Origin of the sequence: Oceanispirochaeta sp. (genome assembly GCF_027859075.1) — a bacterium.
Taxonomy (GTDB): domain Bacteria; phylum Spirochaetota; class Spirochaetia; order DSM-2461; family DSM-2461; genus Oceanispirochaeta.
The window spans coordinates 1-12,045 of sequence record NZ_JAQIBL010000144.1; the positions used below are offsets into that span (position 1 = coordinate 1).

Consider the following 12,045-nt stretch of genomic DNA (forward strand, 5'->3'; position numbering starts at 1 on the left):
CGTTGATATTCATGATCACCGCCGAGGGATTGACCATATTCACACGGCTGGCAAAGACTTCCCTCTCTGCCTGAGAAACGATGTCTCCCTTTGTAATAACAACAATGTCTGCCGACTTGAGCATGGGACCGATCTTCTTGGGTGTGTTGATTCCACTGAGATTATCTATGACACAGATGGCCTTGATGTCCTTGATATAGGGAGAACAGCGGTTGCAGAGCCCGGCGGACTCGGAAATAAGAACATCGAATCCTTCCCGGATACCCCACTGAGTCACCTCTTCCACATTGCTTACAAAGTAATGGTCAGGGCAGAGAGCTCCGGAAAGTCCCTTCTTGACGGGAATCCCCGCCTTTTCATACAGGACATCATCATCAGTATAGAGACAGTCGAATTTAGCGACTCCCACTTTCAATCCCCGCTGCTTCAGAGAGTCAATTGTTTTCAGAATAACTGAGGTCTTCCCCGACGATGGAGGACCCGATACAGTGACTAGATTCATACGGCCTCCCGTGTCAGATCGACAGCATCATTAAAGATGGTTTCACAGTGTGTGATCAGAGTGGCAATATCCTGAGAGTAGTTATAATCCCAACCCAGCCACATAAACTTTTTATCATTATCAATTTGGTTGTCTACATCGGGATGTACAGAAGGAAAGAGACCGCTATGCGCCAGGACTTCTCCGACCTTCTTTGAGGCAAAAAAATCAATAACCGGCTGCAGTTTTTCGATCTTCTGCTTTTTAGACAGCATGAAGATAGGGCTGATAATGGCACCATCCGAGGGCCAGACAGCCGCCATCCCGCCTCCTTCCCTGACCATTTTGGTAAAGAAATAGGGCATAATGGTCACAATGGGTTTGGTATTCTTACTCCGATTACTCTTGACCATCTGAGAGGGGTGCATGGCTGTCAGCAGGCTCCGTCCCAACTTCCTGACTCCTTCATCTCCATAGTGTTTATGAATATTCAACAGGATGGCATTGAAGAGGTCAAAATCTCCCACAGGAAGAGACACACGTTTTTCAAATTCAGGAGCCAGTACATCTTCCCAGCTCTGTGGAACGGGCCGGTCTCCCAGCTCATCTGTATTGATCAGAAAAACAGCAGGAACCACTCCGATCATTCCGTAGTGACCTCGGGGATCCTTCAGATTCAGATCTTCAAATAGAGGATTAAAGGTACCAAGCCCTGTCGTATCTTCAAAAACGCCGGCTTTTTTAAACTTTCCTATCTTCTCTTCATCAAAAAACATGTCGAAACCGGCTGAGATAAACAGGTCAGGCAGCTTGTCAGGGTCTTCAACACCGTCGATATTCTCCTGTACCCAGTCCAGTCCCATAGAAGCGGCTTTCAATTCATGGTTGATATGAATGGCATGACTCTTTTTATAGGATTCATTGAACTCGTTGAACTGCTCTAGGAGGGGCAAACGAACGGGACAGGGAAGAAGGCCGACAACATTCAGAGCCTCCTCATCGTCTTTCTTTTCGGACTGATTCAGAGTCGCATCCACACTGCCATTGTGCTGTTCAATGGCTTCGTTCAATAATTTACTGAAAATTTTGAGGTCCAGCTGTTTGAGCATCAGGGCCGATGCGAGGCTTATCGTTTTAGCAAATTTTTCCCGTTTGTCCTTATCACTCATCTGGGGAAATCCATTGGAAACAAAGACTGGAATGGTTTCGGGATAATCCTCGATGATTTTGTATAGGCTATCTTCAGAATGGAAGCTTTTCATATGATCTCCTTGCTACCGAGGCTCTGTAGAGCCTTGGTGACTTTCTTGCTCGAGGCCTAAGGGCCTTATACTACCGAGGCTCTGTAGAGCCCTATACTACCAAGCCTCTGTAGAGGCTCGGTGCCTTTCTCGCTCGAGGCCTAAGGGTGCTCAGGGCCTAAGGGCCTTGTTCTACCGAGGCTCTGTAGAGCCTTGGTGACTTTCTTGCTCAGGCCTAAGGGTGTGCCTCTGATGTGGTAAATTGGCTCAGTTTTATATTTTCAAAAGTTTTTAATATTTCCCGGTTGATATGATTGAGCTTCTGATCAAAAAGGCAGGTTGAAAATCCGCAATCCTGATAGCCCAGGGGGCAATCGCAAAGTTTGACCGGGGATTCAAGGATCTCATAAATATCCAGAAAGGAGATGTCTTCGGGGGGCTGGTTCAGAAGAAATCCTCCTCGGGGGCCCCTCTGGGACTTCGTGATTCCCGCCTTGTTCAGAGCCTGGAAGACCTTGGCGAGGTGAGCCTCCGAGGCATTGAGTTTCCGGGCTGCCTCTTTCACATTGATTCGGTCGGGGGTCGCCTGAGCAACCAGGGCCAAACCATGAAAAGCCAATGATGCAGCTTCTGAAATATTGATCAATTGATTCATATGGACTTAACTCCTGCTTTACTACTATTTCCTACCAAAGCCGGTTTACGGCTTTGGTGTTGTACTCCAATAGGCCTAAGGGTATTTACTACCAAAGCCGGTTTACGGCTTTGGTGTTGTACTCCAATAGGACTAAGGGTATTTCGGTATCAGAATACTTAAATACATTTATGGGGTCAATCCATTTTTTAGATTGAGGGCCTAAAAAAAGGAAGAGAATGGTTTATAATGTAACTCATGTTACCAAAGGGAGGACTCAGGATGATCAATATCAGCAGATTCATGGAATCTGACAGTCCGGACAAGGAGTCTCTCCTGTTTTCAATGGTGTCTCACTTCTTTTCCGAAAGAGACAAAGGATTCAGAGAAAAAATCATGACAGGCTGCCTCGCAAGGGAAAAGGAAGCCACAACCATGGTGGATAAGGGAATTGCCTTTCCTCACTCTGTGATCAAGGATAAAATCCCCCCCCGGGTTCTCTGCTGCAACTCCCCTGAAGGGGTTCCCTGGAATACAGCTGGAGAGAAGGTTTCCATTATCATTATGCTGGTCTGCAACGAAGAGGATCATCTTCCAACCCTGTCGGAACTGGCCGGCATATTTCAGATGCCCGGAGTGTCCGACCGGCTGGGCAAGGCAGAAAATGCTGAGGATATGACAGAAATTCTGATCACAGCACAGTCACAGAAAGAGGAGAACTGGTCCGAAGATAAGGAAATAATCACCAATTCTCTTCTCCGTGAAGCCGACCGACTGGCTTCACGGATGAAAAACGCCAGAATTGTGCTTTTTTCCAACTCACTCATCCAGATAATGGCCCTTTCCGAGCAGTTCAAGCCCCAAAACGCCATCTTGGTCAGCACTAGAAGCCGGGTTCTGAACAGGTCCGCCCTCCTGAATAAAACCTTTTCCAGAATCTATCATGCTCATGGTTTTATCAACGATGAAAAAGAGATCCTCAAGCAGCTCTGGTCAGAAAAGATTCTTTTGGACGGTGACATCGTTCTGGCCCTTTCCGGTTTTGAGTTTGATGTGATGCCCCACAGCATCTCAATATTTGCGATCCCCAGGGATTTATATGAATAAGCCAGAGTCCTGAACTACCGGATACCCCACAAGGTCAATCTGGAGATTCTCAGCAGGGTGGTGTCTCTGGCTTCTGAGCTCTCCCGGCAGGGACGGGAAGGAAAACCGGCAGGAACCATATTTGTGATCGGCGAGTATGAGACGGTCAGGGACTACTGCAAACAGCTGATCATCAACCCCTTCGGCGGTTTGGATGATCATGAACGCAGCATTCTGGATGCGGGACTCTCTGAAACTATCAAGGAGTTTTCCAAGATAGACGGGGCGTATATAATTGAAAACTCGGGGAAAATTCGTTCCGGAGGGACTTATTTATCCGTCCCCCCTCATCATATCCGGCTTCAACCAGGTCTGGGAGCTCGTCATGCTGCAGCCCTGGGGATTACACTGGCGGCTCCTGTAGCCTCGGTTGTCCTATCAGAATCGACCGGGCAGATCCGCATATACTGGGATGGTCTGGAACAAGACATTTTCACTCCGTCCGAGAAGAACCGGTTCTCTCCCTTATGATAATTTGAGAACAACATCCAGGGACACAAGCATGATGGAGTAATACAACAGAAGAATCAGCAGAAGAATCCATCTGTCAAGAAAGGGAAATTTCTTTTTGCCAAAGTCTCTCTGCCCCACAAGCCAGTCCGAAATAAAATATCCGATTCCGATATAGGCCAACTGTCCCTGCCCTGCAAAGGCGGAATATAAGCCGCCGCAGAGAAGAATGGAAACCGCCAGATCGTAGACAATCATGGCTGCTAGAGTTTCCTTATTCAGTTTCAAGGTGAAAAAGGCACCCAGCCCCAGCACAATGGGGATTGAGATTGAGACCAGATGTGCCAGGGGAGAGAGGGAGGTCTGCCGGGCATTCACGATGAGCCCCAATCCCAGAAGCACGGTCATACCCATAAACAGAACCATTCCGATCAGATAAAAACCCTCCTGCCTTTTCTTGTCTTCTATTGAATAGGCACCCTCAATAAAGATGTCTCCCACTGAGGCCAGGAGCCAGACAGGAATAAAAATACGGGGTATCAATTCAGCCAGATGCCCCCCTTCCAGGGCCGCCAGAAATATAAGGAAAGCAGTTAGTCCGGCAATAAAGGGGCTCATAAAGCGGCGGATCAGCAGCAGCTGCTTCAGTTCGTCCTTCTCCCTGCCGGTGTTTTCGGAAAGAGAGGGAATCAGATCCTGATAGGACCGGCTTTTTGCCTGGATAAAAATGGCAGCAAAGGCAGAGATGATGAATATAAAATAATATGGGTTCATAAGAGAAACCTCCTGAAAAAGGCTGCCCTTGTGAGGCAGCCCTATAGCCTAAGATTAATTACGGCATAAACAGGAGAAAGAATCATCAATTGTCTTCTCGGTATCAAAAAAATTCACAGATCTTCGTTCAAATATATTCACGGGAACCTCCAAAGGTTATATTACTAATTAGTACTATATGGTTAAAAATAGTAACTCTTCACATTTTTCCTGTCAGTTTTTTCAACAAATCCAGCAGACGTCTTTTCTCATCACTCTCCAGCCTTTCAAACAGAGTCTGAACACTCTCAACATGCCTGGGAAACAGATCGGCTATAAGAACCTCTCCCTTCTCTGTCAGGCTGATCCTTGAGGCTCGGCCATCTCCGGGATCTTTAAAACGTCGAACCAAACCATCCTTCACAAGGTTATTGACCACCACCGTCATATTCCCCCCAGTGGAGAGGGTCTTCTCAATGATTTCACAAATTCTGAGATCCCCCTTATGATACAGAGCTTCCAGGACCGCAAATTGAGAAAGTGTCAGACCCGCATCCTGAATGTTCTGTCCTTCACCTCGGCGAATATGCTGTATGGATCTTGAAAGGGCTATCACGAGCTTAAGATTCAGATCATTTTCATTTCCATAACTGACATTTTTCATCTGATTAGAATATATTACTAATTAGTACAATAGTCAAATAGATTCTCTTCTATTTGAGGGATTCTATGGCATATTATTTTTCTGAAGCCTTGTAAATCCGGTCCATCACAGCCTGGCCGAGGCCTTCTTCCGGAATAAACTCCGCATAGATGCAGCTGATATCCTGCTGATCCAGAGAGTGAAGTGCCGAAAAAAGTCGGGAAGCCGCTTCGAGGACATTGCCCGAAGGAGCGAGAATCTCACTATGTGCAAATCCCTCAGCCCTGGAAGAATCACTGAAGATCAAGGCCCCGGCACTTCCTTTATCCGGTAGAGTTGTCAAATCCTCTACAACATGAAGAGGCTTACGGGGAGAATAGTGCATTTCCAGCTGACCCGGAGCGGTGGGGGAGGTGGATGTTCTGTTAAACAGGTCCACAGGTCCCAGAACCGATTCAATTTCCTGCCGGGTCAATCCGCCGGGCCTTAAAATAATGGGATGTTCTCTGGTCAGGTCCAGAACTGTGGACTCGACCCCCACACGACAAGCCCCACCGTCCAGGATCATGTCTATTCTGCTGCCCAGGTCCTCTTCCACATGCCGGGCTTCCGTTGGGCTGAGATAACCGAAAGAGTTCGCCGAAGGGGCGGCAACGGCGCCGCTGGACTGACGAATCAAGGACAGAGCGATGGGATGATCAGGCATTCTGACCGCCATGGTCTGCAGCCCGGAAGTAACCAGAGAAGGAATAATATCTCTTTTGGGAACGATCAGGGTCAGTGCCCCTGGCCAGAATTCTGAAGCCAGGTCGTAGATCCTCTGATCTTTGATATCCGCCAGTTCATCCAGCATCTCATGATCGGCGATATGAGTGATCAGCGGGTCAAAGCTGGGTCTTTTCTTAGCCTCGAAAATGGCAGCAACAGCTTTCACATCCAGAGCATTCCCCCCCAGGCCGTACACGGTTTCGGTCGGGAAGGCCACAAGACCGCCATCCTTGATAATCTGAGCCGCTATTTGTATGTTTTCATCTGTACTTGTGTATATCATTCCCAACCCCGTCTGAACATTGATCAGAGGTTGATAAGCTACTACAGATCAAAGAGTTGTTCCAGATCAAACCATAATGAATCCGCCTAATATGCAATGAAAAAAATGAGCAGTCTGAGGGCGGCGATCCACTGATTCCTGACTCATCACCCAGTTCTTAGAATGTCTCCTCGGCCCCGGGGAAAGGTAAATTGAAGACTTTGCATTTTTGTGTCATACTACCGGTTATGATTAAACTGATAGAACTAAATGACAATGAAGCTCTTAAGGCCATGGAAAACGGAGATTTTTCCGAAGAAATACTTAAATCGGCAGCGAATGTGATTGTTATAATGACGCAAAGCTGGTGCCCCGACTGGATTGCCCAGAGAGCTGTATTGGCAACCATGACAGGACAGGAGGATCTGAAGGTATATTATCTTGAGTACGACAAGAAAGATTACAAGTCAGATTTTATTTATTTTAAAGAGACAAATTTCGCAAACAGCCTCATCCCCTATCTGCGCTATTACAAAAATGGACGCTTTGAAATAGACAACAATTTCGGCAGCCGGCGCCGAGTCAACAACTGGCTTAAAGCCTGATATCTTTGAACAGAAAAAATATTGCCATCCCCGCAATCCTACTAGCTACAACTCTGGGGGCATCCAGTGGTTTGTTTATAAAATCACTACCTTTCAGCGGACTTGGAATGACGGGATTCCGGATGGGAGTGCCCTTCCTCTTCCTTCTCCCCCTGATGATCAAGAGAAAGATGATCCTGGGACCGGTGAAAAACAGAAAAAAGATCTGGATGGGATCTCTGCTGAATGCCATCAGGATGATTCTCTACGTTCTTTCCTATAAACTCACAACCATGACCAATGCAGTCGTTCTTTTATACACCTGGCCACTATTTGCCCTGTTGATTCATTCCATAACTACCAGGGAAAAATTAAAAGTCAAGGAAATCGGACTACTCATCATTGCCTTTTCCGGGGTCATCTTACTCAATGCCCACAAGGGTTTTTCTCTATCAGGATCAGATATGAAGGGGAACATCTTTATGATTATTTCGGCCCTGATCTTTGCAATTTCCCTCCTGATTTTCAAAGATGCCCTGGTAGACCACAGCGAAGGAGAAGTCCTGTATTTTCAGAATGCTCTAGGAGCCGTGATTTTGATCCCCTTTCTGGCGGCGGAAATACCGGGGATGCCTCTGACGGCCACTCTGACAGGACTCTTTTACGGTTTTTCTGTGGGGATCATCGGTTTTGGGTGTTTTTTTATTGCACTGAAGAGACTGCCCATCTTCCAGTACGGGGTTCTTGGCTATTTTGAAGTCTTCATAGCTGTTCTCTTTGGAATCCTTCTTCTAGGAGAAGAAGTCAGATGGAATATCATACTGGGAGCCTTAATGATCCTGATAACCAGCTTTTTGTCCAGGATGGAAGCTCAAATAAAGCCGGCAGATCAGCTTTAGATGCGGGTCTGCCGGGTCATATTCTTATTTAATTAACTCTATTTGTCACTGTCCCTTTCTGGAAGGATGACAGATTCTCTACGGCAATATTCATCAGCCTTTTTCTGGATTCCAGGGGAGCCCAGGCAATATGCGGGGTGATAAAGCAGTTGGGAGCTTTCAGCAGGACATTGTCGGCCTTGATAGGCTCTGTTGATACGACATCCAGACCGGCAGCTCTTACTTTTCCGCTCCTGAGAGCATCAGCCAGATCCTGTTCTACAACGAGGGGACCTCTAGAGGTATTGATGATGATCACAGCATCTTTCATTTTAGCAATATTGTCTTTGTTAATGATTCCCTCAGTAGATTCAAACAATGGACAATGGAGAGAGATCACATCGGAAGCACTCAGAAGAGCATCCAGGGACACATATTCCATTGTTTCACATTCCAGATCCTTATTCTGATATTCATCATAGGCCAGGACCTTCATCCCGAAGGCCTGGGCAATTTTACCCGCAGCCTGACCAATTCGTCCATATCCGATAATTCCCATGGTCTTGCCTGCCAGTTCTGTCAAGGGAAAATCCCAGTAGCAGAAATCGGGACAAGCCGTCCATTTCCCTTCTTTCACTGTATTGGCATGATCCTGAATATGATGACAGATATTCAGAAGCTGTGCAAAAGCAAACTGGGCCACAGCCGTTGTACCGTAGGTCGGGATATTGCAGACCGGTATTCCCGCCTTGGAAGCGGCCGCAACATCAACAACATTATAACCTGTAGCCAGTACGCCAATGTATTTAATCCCGGGACAGGCCTTGAGAGTCTCGGCAGTCAGGGGAGTCTTGTTGGTGATCACAGCATCTGCATCACCGATCCGGCTGATAATATCAGAGGATTCAGTCCTGTCATAACAGACGAACTCCCCCAGTTTTTCAAATCCATCCCAGGAAAGGTCCCCGGGATTCAATGTATATCCATCTAAAACAACAATCATGATTCCTTCCTTCCTTACTATTAAACAGGCTGTTTTTCCTTTATGAGAGTCTCGGCTGAAGCAACAATGTTTTTCACCGTAATGCCGTGTTTCTCAAGGAGTCTGTCATAGGGAGCGGATTCACCGAATCTATCCTGTATTCCGATCCGTTTAACCTTCCCCATTCCCATTTCTGCAACTAACTCACACACAGCACTTCCCAATCCATTCAGAATATTATGGTCCTCAACGGTGATAATGCTGCCGATTTCTACAATGGCCTTTTTGACGGCCTCCTCATCCAGGGGTTTAATGGTGTGCATATCCAACAGACGAACTGAGTAGCCTCTGGTTTCCAGCTCTTCAGCCGCTGCCACAGCACGGGACATGATATCACCATTGGCTATGATGGCAATATCTTTACCTTCTTTCAGCTGCACAGCCTTACCGATGACAAACTCGGCATTTTCATCATAGATGAAAGGGATTGGATCCCTTGTAAACCTGAGGTATACAGGACCGTAATATGCGGCTGCAGCTTTTACAAGCTTCAGAGCAGAATAGTAATCCGCAGGCATGATGACAGTCATATTGGGGATGGTTCTGTAGATACCCATATCCTCAATACCCTGATGACTCGCACCGTCACTGGCCGGTGTAAAACCACCGTGAGAACAGGCAACCTTCACATTCAGGTTGGGATAACAGGCTTCCTGGCGAATTTGTTCACACATTCTCATAGATCCGAATACGGCATAGGTTGTCACAAAAGGGATTTTACCACATGTAGCAAGACCCGCAGCCACACCTGCGGCATTTTGTTCGGCGATACCCACATTCACATGCTGATTCGGAAGTTCTTCAAAAAAGGGAACAGTCTTACATGATTTTCCGATATCCGCATCCACAACATATATATCCGGATTGGATCTTCCCAATTCCAGGATTGCCACTCCATATGCTTCTCTTGTTGCTTTTCCTGACATTATTTCAATCCTCCCTCTACTTCACTGATGGCCTGAGCAAACTGCTCTTTATCTGGAGCAACTCCATGCCACATGACCACATTTTCCATAAAGGAAACACCCCGGCCTTTCACGGTCTTACCCACAATGACTTTTGGGATTCCGTTTTTCTTTGTTCTTATTTCATCCAGAACATCCACAATTTCTTCCATCTTGTGTCCGTCAATGCCATAGGCTTCACAACCGAAGGCATCAAATTTCTTCCTGAGGTCACCTGTAGGCATAACCACATCACAGGTATTGTCATTCTGAAGATTGTTGTTATCTACAAATATCACCAGATTATCCAGCTTATATTTGACAGCCGACATGACGGCTTCCCAGATCTGACCTTCCTGGCTTTCACCGTCTCCTACAACGCAGAATACCCGGTAATCTTTTTTATCACGTTTGGCAGCAATGGCCATGCCGACGGCTGTTGATAGTCCCTGTCCTAATGAGCCGGTGCTTATATCCACACCGGGGCAGACCTTCATATCAGGATGTCCCTGAAGGATCGAACCCTCTTTTCTCAGTGTATAGATGGTTTCGTAGGGAAAGTATTCCTTTAAGGCCAATGCGCTGTAAAGGATGGGACAGACATGACCTTTGGACAGAACAAATCTATCCCGGTCCGGCCATTTAGGCTCTTCTGCTTTGATATTCAATTCGCTAAAATACAGGGCGGTCATATAGTCAGCCGCCGATAAAGATCCCCCTGGGTGACCGGACTGCGCTGTATGGATCATCGTCAGCGCGGTCTTCCTCATTTCGATGGCTTTTCCTTTCAGATATGCCACTTTCTCTTCTTTATTCATATGGGAATTACTCTCCTTGGATCCCCACCTAATATTTATCAGCAGGAATATAATATAATTCATCGTGCAGGCCTTCCGTCCCACTGTCTTTTATATTTTGTATTCAAAATATTTTCTACAAAACAATACTAGAGTGAGAAAATGAATTTGTCAACTTTTTTTATAGGGATCTAGAGATTTACAATCAGAATATTAGAAAGACAAAGCCCTGGAGTGAAGGTATACTATTGCCATGAAGAAGAAGCCCCCCCTCGGTAAACAGTATATTATCCGCTTTTCTGTCATCACTCTGATGGTTCTCATCACAGGCATCACAGCAGGTCTCTTTGCCAAAGACGGTAAGATAAGCCTGGCGGTCCTGCCCTTCGAAAACCTGAACAGAGACCCCCAACAGGAATACCTGTCGGGGATCATCAGTTCCCTGGTCCGCCAGGACCTATCCCTTTCAGGAATGGTTTTTATTGTTGACAGAGAGAATATGGAGGAAGTTCTCAATGAACAAAAACTCCAATTTACGGGAGTTATGGACGACAAAAGCATCATCGAGACCGGACGGATGGTGGGAGCCGAATATATCCTCAAAGGAGGATATGTATTTTTGGGAGATGATCTCTTTTTGAATTTTGATCTGATCAATACAGAAACGGGACGAAGCTTCAGTTTTTCAGAACGGGGATTTCAGGAAAATACGGTTCACGCCCTTTCAGAAAAGCTGGTAGGCCACCTCACAGGCCAGAACATATCCTTCCAGTCCGATGCCGGTAATAAAACGATCATTGCCAGCAGCCAGCAGGAACCGGGACGAGTCATGCTCTTTTCGCACATCGTTGATGCACGGGTTTTTGTGGATGGAGCTTTTACATCATATACCCTGGGGGATCGCACTAAAGCACTGGAGTTGATAATGCCCCCCGGACACCATACGATAAGAACCCATCTATCCGCCAATTTTGGGGTCATTCAGCTCCCTGAAATTCTCTTTGGAGACTGGATAAGTGAATTTGACTTGAAATCAGGAGAAACACTGATTCTGGAAGATAAAACAAACCATTTCAATTCTCTTATATACAATATGCAACAGATTGTGCGCGAAAGGATTGACCTCATCCCGGGATCAGGCGAGACAGCAAGAGCGGAACATGTGACTTCATTTACAGACAGAGAAGGGGTTGTTATCCCCGTCAAGCTTACCCTGAGCTTCATTGAGACAGAGGGAGAAGAGTCAAAAGGATTGGCACTTATCCACCTTGAATACAACGGTGAAACTCAAGACCTCAGCTACAGTTGTCTCCCAGGAAAATCCGAGGAATTTGTGGTGAAGCTCTATAAATCAGATTTGAATGTCGAAATGGATTGCAGCTCAGACTATCGCTGGGAGTTAAACTACAGCATCTGGCGCAA

General features: G+C 46.4%; 14 protein-coding genes. 5 read left to right on the forward strand and 9 right to left on the reverse strand.

Going from position 1 to position 12,045, the window contains the following annotated elements:
* The 3 genes from PF479_RS08215 to PF479_RS08225 form a co-directional block, all read right to left on the reverse strand.
* A partial coding sequence (locus tag PF479_RS08215; RefSeq protein WP_298004746.1) for a GTP-binding protein occupies positions 1-502 on the reverse strand: 502 nt, incomplete at its 3' end.
* A complete protein-coding gene (locus PF479_RS08220) occupies positions 499-1,743 on the reverse strand; it encodes an ABC transporter substrate-binding protein (RefSeq protein ID WP_298004748.1) in 1,245 nt (414 codons plus the stop codon). The genes PF479_RS08215 and PF479_RS08220, both read right to left, overlap by 4 nt.
* 214 nt (positions 1,744-1,957) lie before the next feature.
* A complete protein-coding gene (locus PF479_RS08225; protein WP_298004750.1) occupies positions 1,958-2,377 on the reverse strand; it encodes an Rrf2 family transcriptional regulator in 420 nt (139 codons plus the stop codon).
* A gap of 261 nt (positions 2,378-2,638) precedes the next feature.
* Here PF479_RS08225 and PF479_RS08230 point away from each other — a divergent pair, with 261 nt between their 5' ends.
* Positions 2,639-3,463: a PTS sugar transporter subunit IIA gene (locus PF479_RS08230; protein ID WP_298004753.1), complete on the forward strand. Its 825-nt coding sequence runs from the start codon at positions 2,639-2,641 to the stop codon at positions 3,461-3,463.
* Between the two features lie 60 nt (positions 3,464-3,523).
* Positions 3,524-3,973 (forward strand): DNA integrity scanning protein DisA nucleotide-binding domain protein, encoded by a 450-nt coding sequence (locus PF479_RS08235; protein ID WP_298004756.1) that lies wholly within the window; start codon positions 3,524-3,526, stop codon positions 3,971-3,973.
* Here the strand turns inward: PF479_RS08235 and PF479_RS08240 are convergent.
* The 3 genes from PF479_RS08240 to PF479_RS08250 form a co-directional block, all read right to left on the reverse strand.
* Positions 3,968-4,726, reverse strand: coding sequence for a hypothetical protein (locus PF479_RS08240; protein ID WP_298004758.1), 759 nt, complete (start codon positions 4,724-4,726; stop codon positions 3,968-3,970). The two genes, PF479_RS08235 and PF479_RS08240, sit on opposite strands and share 6 nt — an antisense overlap.
* A gap of 199 nt (positions 4,727-4,925) precedes the next feature.
* Positions 4,926-5,369, reverse strand: coding sequence for a MarR family winged helix-turn-helix transcriptional regulator (locus PF479_RS08245; protein ID WP_298004762.1), 444 nt, complete (start codon positions 5,367-5,369; stop codon positions 4,926-4,928).
* 73 nt (positions 5,370-5,442) lie between these two features.
* Positions 5,443-6,399 carry an L-threonylcarbamoyladenylate synthase gene (locus PF479_RS08250; RefSeq protein WP_298004765.1) on the reverse strand — a complete coding sequence of 319 codons (957 nt, stop codon included), beginning with the start codon at positions 6,397-6,399 and terminating at the stop codon, positions 5,443-5,445.
* 191 nt (positions 6,400-6,590) lie between these two features.
* Here PF479_RS08250 and PF479_RS08255 point away from each other — a divergent pair, with 191 nt between their 5' ends.
* The gene (locus PF479_RS08255) at positions 6,591-6,983 is read left to right on the forward strand and encodes a hypothetical protein (protein ID WP_298004768.1); all 393 of its coding nucleotides are present in this window, start codon (positions 6,591-6,593) and stop codon (positions 6,981-6,983) included.
* 5 nt (positions 6,984-6,988) lie between these two features.
* Positions 6,989-7,861, forward strand: coding sequence for a DMT family transporter (locus tag PF479_RS08260; RefSeq protein ID WP_298004770.1), 873 nt, complete (start codon positions 6,989-6,991; stop codon positions 7,859-7,861).
* A gap of 28 nt (positions 7,862-7,889) precedes the next feature.
* Here the strand turns inward: PF479_RS08260 and PF479_RS08265 are convergent, their stop codons facing one another.
* Genes PF479_RS08265 through PF479_RS08275 form a run of 3 tightly spaced genes read right to left on the reverse strand, consistent with a single transcriptional unit; the run spans position 7,890 to position 10,644 of the window.
* Positions 7,890-8,843: a D-2-hydroxyacid dehydrogenase gene (locus PF479_RS08265; protein ID WP_367277215.1), complete on the reverse strand. Its 954-nt coding sequence runs from the start codon at positions 8,841-8,843 to the stop codon at positions 7,890-7,892.
* 20 nt (positions 8,844-8,863) lie between these two features.
* On the reverse strand, positions 8,864-9,808 hold the full coding sequence (locus PF479_RS08270; RefSeq protein ID WP_298004773.1) for a transketolase C-terminal domain-containing protein: 945 nt from the start codon (positions 9,806-9,808) through the stop codon (positions 8,864-8,866).
* Entirely contained in the window at positions 9,808-10,644 is an 837-nt protein-coding gene (locus PF479_RS08275; protein ID WP_298004776.1) for a transketolase, read from the reverse strand. The genes PF479_RS08270 and PF479_RS08275 overlap by 1 nt, the downstream gene beginning before the upstream one ends.
* Before the next feature lie 232 nt (positions 10,645-10,876).
* On the opposite strand from PF479_RS08275, the gene PF479_RS08280 reads away from it, so the two are divergent.
* Positions 10,877-12,045, forward strand: a 1,169-nt coding sequence (locus tag PF479_RS08280; protein ID WP_298004778.1) for a CsgG/HfaB family protein, incomplete at its 3' end; no start/stop codon positions are given.